Annotated in this window: 16 protein-coding genes; 10 read left to right on the top strand and 6 right to left on the bottom strand. The window is 51.4% G+C overall.

Annotated features, from left to right (window positions below):
* Positions 1 to 144: 144 nt before the first annotated feature.
* Together AAF564_04630 and AAF564_04625 are read right to left on the bottom strand one after the other, a co-directional pair.
* The gene (locus tag AAF564_04630; GenBank protein MEM8484808.1) at positions 145 to 534 is read right to left on the bottom strand and encodes a response regulator; all 390 of its coding nucleotides are present in this window, start codon (positions 532 to 534) and stop codon (positions 145 to 147) included.
* A gap of 389 nt (positions 535 to 923) precedes the next feature.
* Positions 924 to 2,816 carry a choice-of-anchor I family protein gene (locus AAF564_04625; protein MEM8484807.1) on the bottom strand — a complete coding sequence of 631 codons (1,893 nt, stop codon included), beginning with the start codon at positions 2,814 to 2,816 and terminating at the stop codon, positions 924 to 926.
* Positions 2,817 to 3,140: 324 nt separating this feature from the next.
* Here AAF564_04625 and AAF564_04620 point away from each other — a divergent pair, with 324 nt between their 5' ends.
* The 4 genes from AAF564_04620 (at position 3,141) to AAF564_04605 (ending at position 7,190) form a co-directional block, all read left to right on the top strand.
* On the top strand, positions 3,141 to 3,707 hold the full coding sequence (locus AAF564_04620) for an RDD family protein (GenBank protein MEM8484806.1): 567 nt from the start codon (positions 3,141 to 3,143) through the stop codon (positions 3,705 to 3,707).
* A 32-nt stretch (positions 3,708 to 3,739) separates the two neighbouring features.
* The gene (locus AAF564_04615) at positions 3,740 to 4,129 is read left to right on the top strand and encodes a VOC family protein (protein MEM8484805.1); all 390 of its coding nucleotides are present in this window, start codon (positions 3,740 to 3,742) and stop codon (positions 4,127 to 4,129) included.
* A gap of 267 nt (positions 4,130 to 4,396) precedes the next feature.
* Positions 4,397 to 6,535, top strand: coding sequence for a prolyl oligopeptidase family serine peptidase (locus AAF564_04610; protein MEM8484804.1), 2,139 nt, complete (start codon positions 4,397 to 4,399; stop codon positions 6,533 to 6,535).
* Positions 6,536 to 6,692: 157 nt separating this feature from the next.
* A complete protein-coding gene (locus tag AAF564_04605; protein MEM8484803.1) occupies positions 6,693 to 7,190 on the top strand; it encodes a DUF4395 family protein in 498 nt (165 codons plus the stop codon).
* Here AAF564_04605 and AAF564_04600 read toward each other — a convergent pair whose 3' ends face one another.
* The gene (locus AAF564_04600) at positions 7,191 to 10,289 is read right to left on the bottom strand and encodes a hypothetical protein (protein MEM8484802.1); all 3,099 of its coding nucleotides are present in this window, start codon (positions 10,287 to 10,289) and stop codon (positions 7,191 to 7,193) included.
* 245 nt (positions 10,290 to 10,534) lie between these two features.
* On the opposite strand from AAF564_04600, the gene AAF564_04595 reads away from it, so the two are divergent.
* Entirely contained in the window at positions 10,535 to 11,305 is a 771-nt protein-coding gene (locus AAF564_04595; GenBank protein ID MEM8484801.1) for an SIS domain-containing protein, read from the top strand.
* 122 nt (positions 11,306 to 11,427) lie between these two features.
* Positions 11,428 to 12,399 carry an ROK family protein gene (locus AAF564_04590; GenBank protein MEM8484800.1) on the top strand — a complete coding sequence of 324 codons (972 nt, stop codon included), beginning with the start codon at positions 11,428 to 11,430 and terminating at the stop codon, positions 12,397 to 12,399.
* A gap of 2 nt (positions 12,400 to 12,401) precedes the next feature.
* Here AAF564_04590 and AAF564_04585 read toward each other — a convergent pair whose 3' ends face one another.
* Positions 12,402 to 13,865, bottom strand: a complete 1,464-nt coding sequence (locus tag AAF564_04585) for an HAD-IG family 5'-nucleotidase (GenBank protein ID MEM8484799.1) — start codon at positions 13,863 to 13,865, stop codon at positions 12,402 to 12,404.
* Between the two features lie 181 nt (positions 13,866 to 14,046).
* Between AAF564_04585 and AAF564_04580 the strand changes: the two genes are divergently transcribed.
* Both AAF564_04580 and AAF564_04575 read left to right on the top strand, forming a co-directional pair.
* Positions 14,047 to 14,862: a hypothetical protein gene (locus AAF564_04580; GenBank protein ID MEM8484798.1), complete on the top strand. Its 816-nt coding sequence runs from the start codon at positions 14,047 to 14,049 to the stop codon at positions 14,860 to 14,862.
* A 120-nt stretch (positions 14,863 to 14,982) separates the two neighbouring features.
* Complete coding sequence (locus tag AAF564_04575) at positions 14,983 to 15,795, top strand: class I SAM-dependent methyltransferase (GenBank protein MEM8484797.1); 813 nt, start codon at positions 14,983 to 14,985, stop codon at positions 15,793 to 15,795.
* A 22-nt stretch (positions 15,796 to 15,817) separates the two neighbouring features.
* Here AAF564_04575 and AAF564_04570 read toward each other — a convergent pair whose 3' ends face one another.
* Positions 15,818 to 16,291: a hypothetical protein gene (locus tag AAF564_04570; GenBank protein ID MEM8484796.1), complete on the bottom strand. Its 474-nt coding sequence runs from the start codon at positions 16,289 to 16,291 to the stop codon at positions 15,818 to 15,820.
* Entirely contained in the window at positions 16,266 to 16,673 is a 408-nt protein-coding gene (locus tag AAF564_04565) for a hypothetical protein (protein ID MEM8484795.1), read from the bottom strand. Before AAF564_04565 ends, AAF564_04570 begins: the two co-directional genes overlap by 26 nt.
* A 181-nt stretch (positions 16,674 to 16,854) precedes the next feature.
* Between AAF564_04565 and prfA the strand changes: the two genes are divergently transcribed.
* Together prfA and rpsF are read left to right on the top strand one after the other, a co-directional pair.
* Positions 16,855 to 17,931, top strand: a complete 1,077-nt coding sequence (gene prfA / locus AAF564_04560) for a peptide chain release factor 1 (GenBank protein ID MEM8484794.1) — start codon at positions 16,855 to 16,857, stop codon at positions 17,929 to 17,931.
* Between the two features lie 152 nt (positions 17,932 to 18,083).
* Positions 18,084 to 18,443, top strand: coding sequence for a 30S ribosomal protein S6 (gene rpsF, locus AAF564_04555; GenBank protein ID MEM8484793.1), 360 nt, complete (start codon positions 18,084 to 18,086; stop codon positions 18,441 to 18,443).
* Positions 18,444 to 18,532: the final 89 nt, after the last annotated feature.

Here is an 18,532-nt window from a genome sequence, read left to right as displayed (position 1 = left end):
GCAACTACCTGCGGGCCTGGACAGAAGTAGAACACATCGCCACCAGGATGCAAGCCGAAGACTAACCCCGAGCAAACCCAAAAACCTTCAACCAGTAACTTTCAACCTGTAACAGACCCAATCCCACAGGATTTGGTCATTTTTTCAGGAGTACTGTGTTGTGTAGAAGCGGGCGAGTGCTGCGCGGAAGTCGTCGATGAGTACAGGTTTTTGCAATACATCGTCCATGCCGGCTTTCCTGCAGGCTTCCCGTGGGTTGTCCATGGTTAGCGCTGTAACGGCGATGATGTAAGGATCATCGGGCAAATCGTTGTTGCTGATGTGTTGTGTGGTAGCAAAGCCATCGAGCCGCGGCATGGCGAGGTCCATCAGGATGAGGGTGTAGTCCTTTTTCTGGATCGCCTCAAGGGCTTCTTCTCCGCTGTTTACAACGTCTGCAGAGTAGCCGACCAGTTCCAGCATCCGGACGATAAGCTCCTGGTGCAATTCGTTGTCTTCTACAAGAAGGATTTCAAGCGATACTGGGATTTCCATAGTGCAGTAATATGGCAAGGGCAAAGGGACATCGTGTATGTGTTGCCAGAGAATACTCAGTCACGTATGGGCCAGGATACGTGTGGGTCGACGCGATCGAGTCGCTGTGGAGTCAAGCGCGTCCTTGATGTGCTCTTGGGGGGAGGTGCGCTTTGGGATGCCGGGCAAGCGGGGGCGATGATTTGCTTCAGCAGGTAGAATTTATTTCCTCAAAAGATTGTTCAGTACGTCTGGTATGTGATGCGGAAAAGGGATGGGCTGTTGGCATCCAATACCCGGGGTTTATCCACCTGCCATTGTTATTGAATCTGGTCTGTAAAAAACAGAAAGCCTGACCGCGTACCGGCCAGGCTTTCTGCTGTTAACTGTGCAGCATCAAATAAAAGATATTACTTCAGGAGCGTAACCCGCTGGGTAAATACACCGGCCGCGGTCTGCATGCGCACGAGGTAGGCACCGCTTGGTAGGTTGCCGGCATTGAAGGTCACTTCGTGCCGGCCGGCGGCAACTTCGCCCTGCAAGAGCAAGCTTACTTCCTGGCCAAGTGTATTGTATACCGCCACGCGTACATTGCTTGCTTCAGGTACACTGAATGCAATCTGCGCTGAAGGGTTGAACGGGTTCGGGTATGCCGGCGCAAGTTCAAATGCTTCGGGCGTTGTAGTATCCGTCTGCAGTTCGAGTATGTCGCGTCCCTGATCGCCAGCAACACCAGCGTGGGCGTTGTTGACCTGAAAAATTGCCACAGAACCACTTACTTCGTAAGAGACAACCAGCAGCGGATAGCCGTTTGGACTGTCATGGGCAGGAATAAATACAAGCCCTTCGGGGGCGAGGTCGCCCGCTGTGCCGGCTTCTGCGTCACCGCTGAAATCGCGTGAGTTGACGTACTGTACAAAGTGCGGGTTTCTGGCACGGGCAACGTTGTAAACCATGATGCCCCCAACGCGCTCCAGGCCGATGAATGCGTAAGGTGTGCCATCCACTTTACCAACCACAATGCCTTCTGGCTCCGGACCTTTGTCGTCGCTCCGGTTATCGAAAGAGTCGTTTTCGTCGTTGGTTGAGTTGAAATCGTCGGGGATCAGGTCAGCCGTGATCTGCTCAAATTCGTCGCCGCTGTCATACACCTGGTTACCCCTTGTATCCCAGATAGAGAAAGAACGGGCGCCGTAAGCAAACAGCTTTTCATAGTAGCCATCTCCGTTTTTGTCGCCGTTTGCGAGGGTGATTTTCAGCCGGCCAAGGTTTTCGTCTTCCTGCAGGTAGGCCGCATTTGGAAATGCAGCAGGATCCAGCATCAGATCGCCGATACGTTCTTCTTCAGAATATCCATCGTAATCGCGCGAGTCCCCTTCGTTTGCAGAGATGATAAACCCGTTACCGCCGGTTGTGTAGTAATCAATTGCATCGGGATGGTAGATGCCATACACGGGCCAGTTGGCGATGTTGATGGCATCATCTCTGTTGCTCGCATCGATGCCGTTGCCGTAGAGGCTGTGGTCTTTAAAGCCGAGGCCTTTCAGCGCAACGATCTTAGCGCTTTTGATGTCGATGATGGCCAGTGCATTGTTCTCCTGGAGCGCAACATAGGCGTAACGCGAGTCGTCAGATACAGCGATATACTCTGGTTCGAGGTCTTGTGCCACCGTAGCACCGGGGCCAAAGATGCGAATGCTGTTATCGAGTTTGGCGTAGTTATAGGCACTAAAGCCAAGTGTTCTTACTTCCTCGTTGCCGGCTTTGTGCGGCACGCGGATAATGCTTACCGATCCCTCAGGATCCACAACATAGTCATCGTCAGGTTCGCCTTCGTTTGCAACAAGGACGTAACGGCCATTGGGTGTAAAGGTCAGCATGTCGGGTAGTGCGCCAACTGTGACCTGGCTGAGGTAATTGCCTTCTCCATCGAAGAATACAACGGCGCCCGGCGCCTGGGCATTGTCTGCCTCAATAGCTGCTGCAAGTCGATCTCCGTAGAAATCTATGCTGTTGACGTTCCCGCCGTACGCTTCGATGTCAATGGAAAACAGGAACTGGGGATGCGTAGGTACCGACAGATCAAGTACGTCGATTGTTTTTTCGTCTGCATTGGTCACATACAACCGGTAGGTTGCCGCGTCGTACGTGCTAATTTCGGCAGCGCCTTCGTCGAAGATGCCCGTTTCATAGCCGCCAATTTTCTCCAGTGAGATTTGGGCTGTAGCAGGTACGCTGAAGAAAAACAGCAGGGTCAAGGCAGCAAGCAGGTGCCGGCTTATTCTGTAACAGGTTATTGTCATGGGATTGTGTTGGGTACTATTGTATGATTATCATTGAGAGAGGACTGCCAGCCTGTTTCTTTTGGCTGGTTGGTGTCGCGCAGATTCACAAGTGCTTGATCTGGTCATTCAAGAGAGGTATTCGGGCCTGACCCGTACAGGCAGATGGCCTACGCTTAACTGTCTTTTAGATAAGGAAAAAACATGGCTACATAGTCATCCGAAAAGCCCCTGGCGGTTATCATTTTGTTACGCCAGTATTAAAAAATTGAAACCAGTTTTTCAGGGGGTATTCTGGGTCTTTGTAAACGTGCAATGAGAAGGTGTAACTTGAGATCTACACGTATGACAGGAGCAAAAAAACAACGCGATACCGCCCATGATGAAGCCACTTCTGCACGATTTTTAAAAAGAGGATTGGCCTACGGCGCAGATTGTTTTATCGCTTTTGCTTTCTTTGTACTTACGCAACTGCTTATATTGGTGCCCCTGCGTGAATTCATTGGCATCCCTGCAACCTGGTTTCACGATGGCGTGCACACAGAAATGTATACGCTCGTCACCGTTTCCCTTCCTGTCTGGTTGTACTTTATACTGTTTGAAAAGGCGGCGTCTGGCACTACGCCCGGCAAGAAATTGTTAGGCTTGCGGGTACGGACAGTAGCAGGACTCAAACGGATCAGCACCAAACAGGCCGTATTGCGCAATGCAGTAAAGCTGTTGCCCTGGGAGCTGGCACATCTGGCGAACAACTTGCCTGTGCCCTTGATGTATGCTGAAGCCCCCGATTTTCGGTGGGGTTTTGTTGCCTGTGGCATACTCATGGGAGGATTAATGGTGAGTGTAGTTGTACATCGTCAGCGACGAGGGTTGCACGATCTGGCAGCCGGTACCCGTGTTGTACATTCTTGATAGTTTTTTACCATTCCACTCAGCTCTAGCCCATGCGAATTGATCATGTTGCCATCTGGACGCAACACCTTGAACAACTCCGGCAGTTCTATGAAACCTATTTCGACGGTATGGCCGGCGCCAAGTACACCAATACGAAAAAGAATTTTGAGTCTTATTTCCTCACGTTTGCTTCCGGCGCAAACCTTGAGTTGATGTATATGCCCACCATCCCGGAAAACAAAAACGATATTGAAGCCCAGTATACAGGTATCATTCACCTTGCCTTTGCAACTGGCTCGATGCAGCGTGTTGATGACCTGACCGCACGACTGAAAAAAGATGGCTTTCGTGTTATCGATGGGCCACGCCGTACAGGGGATGGCTATTACGAAAGCGTTGTGCTCGATCCGGAGGGCAACAGAATCGAAATCACTGTTTAGCCTGATTGCCAACTTCCTGTCGATAGGCTCGTACAGAAACGGGCCTGAACAGGCGAACTTAACCCTCTATCCATTTTTTGAATACACGCGAGCTACCTGCAATTCACCTGTGCGGGTAGCGTTGCTGTGTAATTGAGAGCCGGCAGGCTTCTTGTTGGCTCTTGTCTTCACCCACTCAAATTGTGTTGTTCCATGCACTACAAATCCCTTGTATCCTGTATGTTATGCGTTGCCCTTGTAGGGTGTACGGCGAAAAACGAAGCACCAATGGCCGACTATGATCCTATTCCGGTTTCTTATCCAGAAACGGAAAAAATTCCTGTCTCTGATACCTACCATGACGAAACGGTAGAAGATGCCTACAGATGGCTCGAAGATGACATGGCTGATGAGACAACTGATTGGGTAGGCCGTCAAAACGAAGCCACCTTCGGATACCTTGAACAAATTCCATTTAGAGAAGCCATCCGGAGCCGGCTGGAGAAACTGTGGAATTTTGAGAAGTACAGCGCACCCTTCAAAGAAGGAGATTATACCTACTTCTATAAAAACGATGGCCTGCAGAACCAATACGTCTTGTACCGGCAGAAAGGAAACGAGGACCCAACAGTATTTCTGGATCCCAATAGTTTTTCTGAAGATGGGACAACCTCGCTGTCAGGCATCTCCTTTACTGAAGATGGCAGCATGGCAGCCTACTCTATCTCTGAAGGCGGATCAGATTGGCGTAAGGTCATTGTGATCGATACAGAGGATATGTCGGTTATCGAAGATACGCTGGTAGACATCAAGTTCTCGGGGATTTCCTGGAAAGGCAACGAAGGCCTGTACTATAGCTCGTACGACAAACCCGATGAAGGTAGCGATCTCTCCGGTAAAACCGAATTTCATAAGCTATATTACCACCAACTCGGGACCCCTCAGGATGCTGATGCGCTCGTTTTTGGTGGAGAAGCCACACCGCGCCGCTACATCTTTGCCAGCGTGACGGAAGACAACCGATGGCTCGTGATCTCTGCTGCTACGTCTACTTCAGGTAACGAACTTTATGTCCAGGATTTGTCGGTCGCCAATGCTCCCATCGTACCTGTTGTTGAGAATTTTGACAGCGACAGCTACGTTGCCCATGCAGAAGGGGAGACCCTGTACATTGTGACGAACATGGACGCGCCAAACCAGCGGCTTGTCAAGGTATATGCAGCCAATCCTGCGCCTGTGAACTGGGAAGATGTGATTCCCGAGGCCAATGAGCCGTTGAGTATTAGCACGGGGGGTGGCTATTTCTTTGCAGAATACCTGCGCGATGCAATTTCGGTTGTGCAACAGGTTGACCTGGAAGGCACCGTGGTACGCGAAGTTGCGCTTCCCGGCAAAGGATCGGTTTATGGCTTCGGCGGCAAGTGGGCTGAAAACCTGTTGTACTATACCTATGTCGATTACATCACGCCGAGCACCATTTTTTCGTACGACGTAGAAGCCGGCGCTTCAGCCGTTTACAAACGCAACGGTGTTTCGTTTAACCCGGAGAACTACACATCAAAACAAGTCTTCTACGAATCCAAAGACGGCACCCGCGTGCCAATGATGATCACGCACCGTAAAGGCCTCAAGCTCGACGGCAACAACCCTGCGATGCTTTATGGATACGGTGGATTCAACGTCAGCCTCACCCCCGGATTTAGCACAACCAATATCATCTGGTTGGAAAACGGCGGTGTTTATGCCGTACCCAATTTGCGCGGCGGTGGGGAGTACGGTAAAGCATGGCACGTCTCCGGCACCAAAATGCAAAAGCAGAATGTGTTCGACGATTTTATTGCTGCTGCTGAATTTCTGATTGACGAAGGGTATACCTCGTCTGAAAAGCTTGCCATTTCCGGCGGATCAAATGGAGGCCTGCTCGTAGGCGCTACGATGACGCAGCGGCCCGATCTGGCCAAGGTGGCGTTACCTGCGGTTGGCGTGCTGGATATGCTGCGGTACGACAAGTTCACCGCCGGCGCCGGCTGGGCATACGATTATGGCACAGCTGAAGAGAGTCCTGAAATGTTCGCCTACCTGAAAGGATATTCTCCGTACCATAACCTGAAAGCAGGAACGTGTTATCCTGCAACGATGGTTACAACCGGTGACCACGACGACCGCGTAGTGCCGGCGCATTCGTTCAAGTTTGGCGCAGCCCTTCAGCAAGCCCAGGCGACTTGTGAGCAGCCTACGCTCATCCGTATCGAAACCAATGCGGGTCACGGTGCTGGCAAGCCGACCTACAAAATTATCCAGGAGCAGGCTGATAAAATGGCGTTTGCATTTTACAACCTCAATGCGCCGGTCCGCTACCTGAATGATTGTGATGCAGAAGGGGCCTGGGCGCCAGAATGTGAAGCAACCCAGCTAGATATAGAATAGGAACGCGCTAAACGCTCCAGTCGGAATTTGAAAATCCCCAATCCGCAATCAATTTTTGATTGAAGATTGGGGATTTTACATATTTGAGCTGTTTTTGGGGAAAACAGCGTTTTTTTCGTCTCTGTTTATATCACGATTTAAATTCAATGATATAAACATGAAAAAGAAGATTTCTGATCAAACGCTGCACCGACTGGATGTCCAGGGATTTGATACCGTTCCGGTTACCAATCTGTCAGCCATTGCGCCGTGGAATAGAATGGCCTTTGCTGGATGTGCGCTATTGGCCGGGCTCGGTACCAGCTTGGCCTCTCCTGTATTTTTGTATGCACTCATGCCGATTGCAGCACTCGCAGCCATTTTTCCCGTACATCCGTTCGACCTGATTTACAACCACTTCATTCGGTATATCCGACAAACCGGACCCATCCCCAAAAGAGGGACGCCCAGCAGGGTTACTTGTGGTACTGGTGTTGTGTGGCTAGGTGTGACAGCGCTGTGTTTTCAACAGGGTGCCTTGCTTATGGGATATATTCGGGGCGGTACGCTAACAGCCATGGCAACCCTTGTTGCGCTGACGGATATCTGTATCCCGTCAATGGTTTACCGCGCTGTTTTTGCCCAGCCGATAACACGTAAACCTGTTAACAGCTAATCAGTCGCTCGTACCGGCGTTTGGGGTATTTAGCAGGTCATTGAGGGAAATCAGGTGTTCATCCAACTGGGATTCCAGGTCAGCCAGTCGCAGGTAGGCGTCTTCACCGGGGCGCTGGTCAGCCACGTTGAGCATGCCGTAAAGGTACGTGAACTGGCGCATTAGCTTAGGTTTGAGCTGGGCGCCTACTTTCCCTTCGCGTGTCTGAATAAGGGCTTCTTCTAGCGTGTTTAAAGCAGTCAGACGAGCTTGCTGGGTCTCGGCGTTATCGCTGCCCTTAATGGCTTGCCGTTCTTGCCGGATTTGTGCTACTGCTTTGCGCAGCGCGGTTAGTTGATCTCGTATTTTGAGGGAGAGGAAGGTCTGTGCTGAAATGTCAGCCGGCGTTACTTCATCAGCAGCTACACGAGGGTCGAGCAAAACGTCAAACGATTGTGTGAACCGGTCTTCTCCCCGTTGTAATTCCACCCGGTATTTTCCGGGTGCAACAAGCGGACCGCGTTCGCCGCGTCCGTCTGCGTCGAGGCTGGCGGGGCCATAGTGTCGGAGGTCCCAGACAAACCGATTCAGGCCGGCATGATTCGGCAGTGTAGATTCTGTTTTCGGTTCATCAAAATATTGGTGTACCATACCTGGCTCACGGTCTGTATCCGGCGATGCCAGGGTGTCACTTGTGAAGGTTCGGACCGTCTCACCATCTGGGCCAACCAGGGTCAAGCGCAAAGGCGTATCGCTTTTTCCATCCAGTGCATAGTGGAATGCGATACCATAGTCCGGATATTCAGGCGCTGCGCCATCGAAGCGCACGCGGGCAGCAGTCCATCGCAAGCGGTGAATGTCTTCTGGTTTGAATAAGTGTGTTTCAGCTGCCGCAATTTCTGGTGTTAGTGAGCGCAAAGCAGACAGATCATCCATAATCCAGAACGCACGACCCATCGTCGAGAGGATCATGTCGCCCCGCTGGAATCTGATGTCGGTTACAGGCGTTGCCGGCAAGTTTTGTTGGAAGGGTTGCCAGCTTGTACCGTTGTTGAACGATATGAACAGCCCAAACTCGGTGCCGGCATACAGCAAGCCCGGGCGAACCGGATCTTCGCGCACAACACGTGTCGGATGATCCATGGGCATGCCGCTGCTGCTGTCGGTGAGCAACTGCCAGGTTTCGCCATAATCATCCGTATGATAGATGTACGGTTGCCAGTCGTCCAGCATGTACCGGTAAATGGCCGCGTATGCACTGCCGGCGCGGTGTGGCGACGGATCGATGGTTTGCACGCGGCCGCCAGGCGGTAATGAATCTGGTGTAACGTCATTCCATGAGGTCCCGCCATCTTGCGTCACAAAAAGCAGCCCGTCATTTGAACCGGTCCAGATCACGCCTTCTTCTTGTATTGACTCGCGAATCTGGTAGATAGCACTGTACACTTCTTCGCCGGTGATATCGCGTGTAATGGGCTCACCCGAAAAGCCCTGTTTGTCTGGCTCAAAAGCGGTCAGGTCCGGACTGATGGTGGTCCAGTTTACCCCTTCGTTTGTGGTTTTGTGTACGTACTGAGAAGCATGGTAAATCACATCCGGGTTATGTGGGGAAAGTTCGATGGGGGCTGTCCGCTGGAAGCGATACGGCATTTCACGTGCTGCGTGGCCATAGTTAAAGTGCGGGTAAACCCAGTACTGCTTTTCCTGTCCGGTTTGCAGGTTATATCTGCTGAATCGTCCTTTGCAGCCGCCATAAATGATGTTGGGCTTGTTGGGATGCACAGCGATTGGGCCCGTTTCGCAGCCGGCTATCTCTCGCCAGTTTTGTTTGGGGTCAAGCGGCCGGCTGGCTGTTGGGGGCAGGTTGGGAATCATGATGGTCGTATTGTCCTGCTGCTCCCCGTAGAGGTTGTACGGAAACTGGTTGTCGACTACGACATGGTAAAACTCACCCGTTGCCTGGTTATTGATGGAAGACCATGTGTTGCCCCCATCGAGGGTGACAGTGGCGCCACCGTCATTGCCCTGGAATAAGTAGCTGTTGTTGTCCGGATTGATCCAAAGCGCATGATGGTCGCCATGTGGTGTCCGGATGCTTGCAAAGGACTTGCCGCCATTGGTTGACTTGAAAAACGACTCATTGCTTACATAAACGACCGAAGCGTCTACCGGGTCTGCGTGTACATGGGTGTAGTAAAACGGGCGATAAACAAGGCTTTTCTGGTCGTTGATAAAGGCAAACGAAGCACCACCGTCGTCAGATCTGTAGAGGCCGCCTTTGCCATCAGGTGCTTCTAGTAGGGCATAAATCCGAGAGGGGTCTACAGGTGAAATGGCCAGGTCAATTTTTCCAACGACACCAGATGGTAAGCCTTCTGTGAGTTGTGTCCAGGTATCACCGCCATCTACAGATTTGTACACCCCGCTTTCTACACCGCCACTGATGATGGTCCATGGCTTTCGTTCTGCGCGCCACATCGAGGCGAAAATTTCATCCGGGTTTTCCGGGTTTATAACCACGGATGCAGCGCCCGTGCTATCGGAAACATAGAGCACGTGCTCCCATGAATTGCCGCCATCAATGGAGCGGAAAACACCGCGTTCGGGGTTTGGGCCAAATACATGCCCGAGTGCAGCAACAAAGACGATATCTGGTTCTTGTGGATGTACAGCAACTTCGCCCATCTGGCCGGCTTCTGGCAACCCCATGTAGATCCATGAAGCCCCCTGGTCCAGCGACTTGTAAACCCCTTTTCCCGTAGAAACATTGCTACGGATACCGGCAGACCCTGTGCCGACATACACCACGTTGGAATCTGCCGGCGCAATGGCAATGGCGCCGATAGAACCTACTTCAAAGTATCCATCGCTTACGTTGGCGTAACTGAGTCCATTATTGGTAGACCGCCAGATGCCGCCCCCTGTAGATCCCATAAACAGGGTTGGCGTATGACCGCCGGTGCCGGCGACAGCAGTGACACGGCCGCCCCTGAACGGACCAACCATGCGGTATTCCAATGGTTGTAGCATTGCGGCGGCATACTGGTCTGTCGAGTCAGACTCCTGGGCAAATACGGTAGTGCTGCATGTGAGCAACAACAAAAGAAGAAGGAGGGTCATGCCGAAATTTGTAGTGCTTTGGGAGAAGAGATATACGCAAGACAGCCCAAAAAGATAACAGCAGTAAACAGGGTACGTGTTATTGTAATGCGCTGCAACGTAAAGAGTTTATTGAGTGCTTGACGTTGCCGGGGGAAGAAGGTTAACTTCGGGCGCCGGCATCACTGTAGAACAGAATGTATAGCTGGTACCCAATTCGCTGATTCGCAGCAGCTGGCTGCATCAATCATCCAACCTAAAACAACATGCGCGCGGGACAAGAGTATTTTGAAAAAACGATGGCCCTGCTGAATGACCTCAGGGAATCTGAAATGGACAACATTGATGCTGCTGCATCAGTTTGTGCGGAGAGTATTGCAAACGGAGGGCTCGTTTTCCTGTTTGGTGCAGGACACTCTCGGATGATGGTCGAGGAAATTACACCGCGACAGGGAGGCTTCGTTGGTTTCTATGCGCTCGTAGAGCAGGCGGTTTCAAATCACGCTTCTATCGTAGGCATGAACGGGTTGCGGGGCCCGCTGTATCTTGAGAAGTATGAGGGCTATGCGGAAGAGATTTTGCAAAGCTTTAAATTTGGGCCGCATGATGCGTTTATTCTTATTTCTACGAGCGGTATCCGGCCACTGATTGTGGAAATGGCGCTAGGTGCAAAAAAACGCGGCATGCCCGTGATTGGTGTTGTATCTCGGCCACACTGCGAAAATTCGAAGCCGGCGCATTCTTCAGGCAAAAAACTCATCGATATCGCAGATGTAGTATTGAACAACCATTGCCCGCCAGGAGATTGCCTGCTCGAACTGGAAGGCCTCGAATGGCGCACCGGTCCGACCTCAACGGTATTGGGGGGGATGCTGATGAACATGCTTCGCGTTGATGTAGCTGAAAAACTGCTCGCCCGCGGCGTAAAACCCGAACTGCTCCCCAGCCATCAGTTTGTAGGCAACACCAGCGCCGACGAACAGCTCGACCGCTTCTACGAAGCCTACCGGAAGAGCCTCGCCCATCTGTATCGTTAGTTAAAAAAGTTTAACGTGTTTTGTCCTTCAGCATATTGCGAACCTACAAGCTCAAAAACCTTCAACCTTGTCGCACGACATTACGTCGTGAGACAACCTTTAACCTTTAACTTTCAACCAAAATGAAAGAGTATGTAATCGGGTTTGATCTTGGGGGGACGCGGCTGAAGAGTGGCGCGGTGAGCCGTACTGGTGAAGTGGGTGCTGCCGGCATTCAGCCTTCCGGGTACCACATGGTGCCGGCTACCCTGATCAAAACGTATGTGGAAGAAGTTGAGCGCATTAGCGAGGAAAATGGCAAGGGTCCGCAGGCTGTGGGCCTTGCCTTTTCCGGCGCTGTTGATCCCCGCAAAGGGGTGGTGTACCTGCCCGGCAAAGTGAAAGGACTTGAAGGTTATCCTATCGTTGAGGAGCTTGAGCAGCGGCTTGGTGTGCCGGTTATTGCGGATAATGACGGGCGTATTTCCATTTACGCAGAGGCTGCTTTTGGACAGGCACAAGACTGCAAGTGGGCCGTGACCATCACCCTCGGTACCGGGGTAGGCTCCGGGGTGATGTTGGATGGGAAGATCCTCCGGGATCCGCACCTCCAGTTTGGCACCCAGATGGGGCATATCGTACAACAAGCCGGCGGCCGACTCTGTATCACCAACGCACGAGGAACAGCTGAAATGTTTTGTTCTGCTACCGCATTGGCGATGAACGTACGCGATGGTCTGGCGCGGGGCATTGAGTCTGTGCTGAGTGATGCTTATTTCACCGACCCTCGAACCGTGGATTTTAAGGCCATCATAGTGGCTGTTGAGCAGGGAGATCGTCTGTGTACGGACGAACTGAATGTATGGACTGAACAGCTAGGCTGGTTACTGGTGAGTACCATTCACGTATATGCACCGGAGAAAATCATTTTGAGTGGTGGCGCAAGCAATGCAGCCCGTCATTTCCTGGAGCCGCTCAAGCAGCATGTGAACAGCCACATTTTCCGTTACCCAACGGATGAGCCGGTGCCCATCGTGATTTCAAAACTGCAGGACCATGCCGGCGTGTTGGGTACAGGTGCCCTCGCCTGGGAATACCTCGCGTCGCTCGATTAAGCTCAGGTGATTTCGGTTGTTCTTCGGCTGATTTCCTGATAGTCAGAGCTGTCTATTGGATTGTGGGGCAGGCTCCCGCGGAATGAACGGAGGTAGACAAACGGGGTGTAATGCAAAAAATTTGATACACGCGAAGTATACAGGTCTGCTGACCGTTCAACCTGACGGGCAAAATGGCTTTTCTCGTTGCCGGCTTGCATCAGCAAACCCCAGTTGGGATTCAATAGCGTAGTGGCTGATGAAGCCAGCGGCGCAATCGTTTCGTCGAGTGCCACGATTTCCTGTTTCAAGTTCACCATCATCCGCTCGGTTTCATCCATCGCACGATCGGAGCGCGGGCCATATCCTTTTCGCTGGCGCTGCAGATCAAGCCGGAGTGCGGAATAGGAGGCTTCCATTTCCTCTTTCTGCACCATTTTGCTGGACAATTCTTCCTGCGCTTGCTCAAAACTTCTGAGCGCATCTATTTCGTCCTCCAGCTCACGCATGATTAATGCGGTACGCCAGCGGTGCAGATTCTTGCTCACCCGGACATCAGAATAAATATGGTCGCCTACATACAGAATGCGCTCTCCCGGTAAATTGAGCGATTCTTCTACAAGCGAGGCATTGGCGCCGACATACATCCCCCCCTTTTTGAGCGGGCCTTTGTGTTCGCGCAGCAAGCCAGACTCATCCACGATTTCAAAAGCTGGCGATTTGCTTTCAAAGAAACTGGGTTTGCGCGATCCGAAAATGGAAAACTCGAACAAGTCTTTCCACGTCATGTCGCCTGGCAAAAATTGATCAAATGCGTAGGTGAGCATTGGGCTGGCATAACTCCACTCGGAGTTGGTGATCAAAATTACCTTTTTGCCTGATTCGCGTTGGTCCAGTAGCGCAAGCGGCATTTCCGGGTCGAGCTCAACAAAACGATCAGGATCAGAAATGATCTCCTGCTTCAACAGGCCTTCAAGATGTGCTTCATCAAGTACGCGCCGCGTCCAGCGATACAGGTGTTCATAGCCTACAGAAGGAGGGAGTTTGCCTTCATCGAGCAACTCAACGAGCTGCATGTACATGCAGATTTCAGAAATCGAAAACTGCGTATTCATAAATTTCCAGCGCGCTTCACTCAGGTTGATAAGCGTGCCGCGGTACAGTTCACGCTGTGCTTTGAAGTCTAGCGGTTTGGTGCCGTGGTAGGCACGGCGAACGTAGCCAAACCTGTTGGCTTTTAACACGTTGCCTTCTTGCAGGTCGATAATGAGGCCCTGCATAGCCATGTCGTAATCAAATCGCAGATGGTCAACCGGCCAGCCCAGGGCCTTGAGTCCTTCTCTGAGATACGTGTACGCGCGCTCTTCCCATGCGGCTACGTCGTAATGGATCAGTGTATAATCCATGTCATAGCCTACTGCTGCTATGCTTCTGAGGTTAGTTGTGCGGTTACAAAAAAGGCCACTTTTAAGCGGGATATTGGGCATATAACTATTTTTTCGACTTGGTAATGTGAATTGCGAGTCGTTTACTATGAAACGGTACACCGGGTTGCCGGCTTTACTAAAAGTTATTACACCCGGTGTCAAGTAGAATCCCTCGTAACCGATTGTTGCATTGCTCGTAAACAGTTGGATATCGGAAAACACACTACGGCAACTGAAGAAAATGGCAACGGGAGACAAACGACGCTACAGCGAAAAAGAAATTGGTGCGCTAATACAACGCGCAACTGAAATCCAGAAGGGTGTCCCTGCGAATGATACCAACGGCCTGTCAATTGAAGAAGTTGGCGAAATAGCTGCTGAATTTGGCATCGACGAAGCAAGTTTGCGTGCAGCGGCACTTGAATTGGATAAACCAGCGACGGAGAAAGGTATTTTGGGTGGTCCGTTTTCCATTAACATGGTCCGTGTACTCGATGGCCATTTTTCCGACGAAGAATGGGAAGAAGCTGTGGAGGCGATCCGCCGTACTACTGGGAGTAGAGGCCGCAGCCGGCACGATGGTCGCGCGCGCATATGGTCGCGGGAAATCAAAGACATGGGTTCGACGCTTGATCAAATTCTGGTATCCATTCGGGAGAAAGACCAGTCAACCATTCTTGAAGGCCGGCGTGGCTATACAGGGCTTGCCTTTATTGGCTACATGTTCAGTGTGATGATTGGTGGCGTGGTAGCCGGCATTTTTCTGGATGGGAGCGGCGTTTCTGATATCATGAGCCTGTTATTGGTGATCGCTGGCGTAGTGGGGGGCATGGCTACGTTTCGCTTTGGGCTTGGGCTCTGGGTACAAAAGCAAAAAGAGAAGCTCAATGTCCTGGTAGATAAGGTGCATGCAACCCTTGGGATGTCGGCGTCCTTGTCTGTGGAAGAACCGCAGTTAGTTGACGGGCAACTTGGTGATGTGATGACGATGGATGATGCTGTAGCAACGGACGACTTGCTTGATCGGCATGCGATAAAACGCAAGGTTAGCGGCTAAGTTTGCTAAGTGATGTAGCAGTGTGTAAATGTGGTACCGTGGTAAATTGAAAAGTGGATTGGATTTCAATACACAGGTTTAGTATTTACCAGTTGATTCTCCCGGAAAGGATAGCGTACCATGAAAAGAGCCATCAAGGCGGGATTACACAAGGTAGGCCTGCTCAATTTTGGCGAACGCGTATACTTCAACCTGAAGTCTGCCAGCCCGTCTGTATTGTGGCGCCAATTGCAAGTCAAAGATAATCGGGGGGCCGACGGCTATCCCTTGCCGCCACCCAATCTCATGTATGATGTGATTGCATCGCGTTGGCAGGCTGTATTCCTGGATTCTGGGCAGAAGGTTGTTGATGACATGGCCGCGCAATTGGCGCAATTTGGACATCCTCTGCAGGACTTCTCATCCATTCTGGATTTTGGTTGCGGATGCGGCCGGCTTATCAGGCATGTGCAGAAGCACACGGACGCGATCCTGACAGGGTCTGACTACAACGCGTCGCTCATTGCGTGGTGCCAGACCCATCTTTCATTTGCCAGTTTCTCTGTGAACCAGCTATTGCCGCCTTTTACGTTTGCGCCGGCTTCCTTCGACTTTGTCTATGCCCGCTCCGTATTCACCCACCTTCCGGCAGAAACACAAGAGGCATGGATTGCTGAGTTACGCCGGGTGATGCGGCCGGGTGGTGTGCTTTATCTGACCATGCATGGGGACCGCGTTGCCGGGGGACTGACAGAAAACCAGCGTACTGCAATGCAGCGCGGAGAACTGGTGGTGTTGTATTCGTCTCGTGCGGGCGAAAACCTTTGCACCACCTATGCCGGCAAGGCGTATGTCGAAGAAAAGCTGTGTACCGGATTTGATTTGCTTGGCTTTATTCCGGGCCGTGATGAAGACCACCTCCGACAAGACATCTATTTACTGAAAAAACAGTAAATCAAGCATCGTTCGATGCATATTAGCGGGCAATTAGAACAACTGAAAGAATGGCTGTTGTCCCCATAAACAGGTAATTGCTGCTGCGCCAGAACTTCTTTTTTACGATTTCGCGTTTGCGTGCTTTATTGACCTCGTCCAACTGATTTTTCAATGCTGTAGCGTCCGCGGCATAGAGGGTTACCTGTTCTTGCAGCATATCGCGCTGTGTTGCCAGATGTTCAATTTGTTCGAGCCGGTTTGCAGATAAAGAAAGCTGTTGTGCGGAGGCGTCCTCCAGCAACTGGATCTTTTGCTCAAGCGCCGGCAACAAATCCAGGACGAGGTTGCGGTAGTGTAGGGCAACAGATTTTGGTACAATGAAGCCCACTTCGCCCGTCTCTGGCAAGACCACCATGCGAACGCTGTCTGCCGGCACATGGCCTACAAGTTCGCGTTCTGCTACGCCGGCAGGCTCAACTGTTCGCGCGTCAATCGGAGTTATCTCCTGGGCCATTGTGGGAGTGCATGTCGCGAACAATATTGTTAAGGTCGTGCAGTAACGAATCAGTTGTGATGTCATGGTTAGGTGCATCTGTGCGGAGGTGATCAATAAGGGAGTCTTGTTTGGCCAATTGAAAGCGCAATGCATCGAGATTGTTGAGCAGGCTGCCCTCCTGGGAAACAAGCGCCCGCAAGGTATCCTGGTGTTGCGCAAGCAAGGAATTGAGCGAGTCTCGTTGTGCTTGCGACCAGGCCAACTGCTTTTCCAGTGCGAGAATATTCTGATCGAGCCGGTCGGTTGACCCGCCAAAAATGCTTCGCTCAACAGCAATGGCGGTTATTGCGCTCAAGGAAGCGATGACAATAAACATCCAGATAGGCTGAGACTTTTTCATGCGGGTAGGTTTTGTTGGGCCTTGGCGGCACGTATCGGACCCGGTTGATTGTCGGCAGATCGCGTGAAATCAGGAAAAACATGTTGAGAAGACCAACAAGTCCGGGTATTGTGCGTTAACGGGTTGGTTTATTGAAATCATGCCGGTCAGAACCGGATGAAAAAAGCAGCTGGAACGATCTATGATCAATATTGAGTCTCTACAGGAAATCAAAAAGCGATTTGCGGATGTCACCAACTTGATGTCGCAGCCCGAGGTTGCAACAGATGTGAAGCAGATGGCCGCGCTTGGTAAAGAGCATACTGACCTTAGAGTAGTCGTTGCAGCGATTAAAGATTACGAGGATGCGCTAAAAGAGCTTAGCGATTTGAAAGACATGCTTGATGGGGAGGACGATCCTGATCTTGTTGCAATGGCCAAAGAAGAATCGGAAGCGCTTGAGACCAAAATTCCGGCGATGGAAGATGCGCTGCACTTGCTGTTGATTCCGAAAGATCCTGAAGACTCTAAAAATGCCATCGTGGAGATTCGCGCAGGCACGGGCGGAGATGAAGCAGCGCTCTTTGCCGGTGACCTCTTCCGCCTGTACAACCGCTTTGCTGAAAAGCATAAATGGAAAGTTGAGCTGCTGGAAACGTCGCACGGTACCCAGGGCGGATTCAAGGAAGTGATTTTTGAGCTCAAAGGCGCCAATGCGTTTGGAATGATGAAGTTTGAGAGCGGGGTGCACCGCGTACAACGCGTGCCGGCTACCGAGTCCAGTGGCCGCATTCATACCTCAGCAGCTACGGTGGCCGTGCTGCCGGAAGCAGATGAGGTGGATGTAGACATTCACGCAAACGACCTCAAAATTGATGTATACCGCTCGAGCGGCCCTGGCGGGCAGTCGGTAAACACAACCGACTCTGCGGTACGCATTACGCACATCCCAACAGGTTTGGTTGTGACGTGTCAGGATGAAAAGAGCCAGCACAAAAACAAAGACAAAGCGTTGCGTGTGTTGCGTTCGCGGTTGTATGAAATGGAAATTGCGAAACGAAACGCGGAGCGAAGTGAAGCGCGCCGCTCCATGGTAGGCTCGGGAGACCGCTCCGGTAAAATCCGAACGTACAACTGGCCCCAGGATCGCGTCACCGATCACCGGTTGCAGGGCGATAGCAAAAACTATCCGCTCCAGAAAATTGTGAATGGCGACCTGGAAGATGTGATCAATGCCCTGCGGACAGCAGAGCACGCAGATCGCATGGCGAATCTCTAGAGAATATCGAACACCCCTGGTTCGGTGTTCGATATTCAAATACTGTGAAAATCCCCCTCATTCGGATCTTCTCCCTCGTTAGTGACTATCATGCCGCTCATCCCTGCTCCTGAACGTCAGGGGCATGATATAACTCATTCCGGAGGGATCATATGGCAGCACAAAAAAATGCCTACGAGTTCACTTATATCATTAATGCGGTTCTAAGCGAAGACCAGATCAAGGCAGTCGTAGAACGCGTTAATAAACTGATCAAGGAAAACGGCGGAGAGATTAAGGAGACTGACGAGTGGGGTTCACGCCGACTTGCTTATCCCATCAACAAGAAGCGCAACGGCTATTACGTCAATATCTATTTGGATTTGCCGGGCGAAGTCATCGTTAAAATTGAGCGCGCGCTCGAAATCGACGACGACATCTTGCGCTACATGACGCTTCGTATGGACGCCAAAATGGTGCGTAGCTACGAACAGCGCAAAAGCACTCCTGCAGCAGTCGCAGCAGCAGAATAACCACCGGGTATAAGACCAAAACTTGATAAAAGCGATGAGTGACAAAAAACCAACAAAAAAGCCTGATAACGAGTCTGCTGACAAAGGAG

The organism is Bacteroidota bacterium (assembly GCA_039111535.1).
Taxonomy (GTDB): domain Bacteria; phylum Bacteroidota; class Rhodothermia; order Rhodothermales; family JAHQVL01; genus JBCCIM01.
This window is presented reverse-complemented; position numbering and strand designations above follow the sequence as displayed.

Coding starts and splice junctions, on each gene's coding strand:
- rpsF (MEM8484793.1), top strand. CDS start 18,084: ATGGCAGCACAAAAAAATGCCTACGAGTTCACTTATATCATTAATGCG.
- AAF564_04580 (MEM8484798.1), top strand. CDS start 14,047: ATGGCAACGGGAGACAAACGACGCTACAGCGAAAAAGAAATTGGTGCG.
- AAF564_04575 (MEM8484797.1), top strand. CDS start 14,983: ATGAAAAGAGCCATCAAGGCGGGATTACACAAGGTAGGCCTGCTCAAT.
- AAF564_04615 (MEM8484805.1), top strand. CDS start 3,740: ATGCGAATTGATCATGTTGCCATCTGGACGCAACACCTTGAACAACTC.
- AAF564_04605 (MEM8484803.1), top strand. CDS start 6,693: ATGAAAAAGAAGATTTCTGATCAAACGCTGCACCGACTGGATGTCCAG.
- AAF564_04590 (MEM8484800.1), top strand. CDS start 11,428: ATGAAAGAGTATGTAATCGGGTTTGATCTTGGGGGGACGCGGCTGAAG.
- AAF564_04620 (MEM8484806.1), top strand. CDS start 3,141: ATGACAGGAGCAAAAAAACAACGCGATACCGCCCATGATGAAGCCACT.
- AAF564_04600 (MEM8484802.1), bottom strand. CDS start 10,289: ATGACCCTCCTTCTTCTTTTGTTGTTGCTCACATGCAGCACTACCGTA.
- AAF564_04595 (MEM8484801.1), top strand. CDS start 10,535: ATGCGCGCGGGACAAGAGTATTTTGAAAAAACGATGGCCCTGCTGAAT.
- AAF564_04625 (MEM8484807.1), bottom strand. CDS start 2,816: ATGACAATAACCTGTTACAGAATAAGCCGGCACCTGCTTGCTGCCTTG.
- AAF564_04585 (MEM8484799.1), bottom strand. CDS start 13,865: ATGCCCAATATCCCGCTTAAAAGTGGCCTTTTTTGTAACCGCACAACT.
- AAF564_04610 (MEM8484804.1), top strand. CDS start 4,397: ATGGCCGACTATGATCCTATTCCGGTTTCTTATCCAGAAACGGAAAAA.
- AAF564_04565 (MEM8484795.1), bottom strand. CDS start 16,673: ATGAAAAAGTCTCAGCCTATCTGGATGTTTATTGTCATCGCTTCCTTG.
- prfA (MEM8484794.1), top strand. CDS start 16,855: ATGATCAATATTGAGTCTCTACAGGAAATCAAAAAGCGATTTGCGGAT.
- AAF564_04630 (MEM8484808.1), bottom strand. CDS start 534: ATGGAAATCCCAGTATCGCTTGAAATCCTTCTTGTAGAAGACAACGAA.
- AAF564_04570 (MEM8484796.1), bottom strand. CDS start 16,291: ATGGCCCAGGAGATAACTCCGATTGACGCGCGAACAGTTGAGCCTGCC.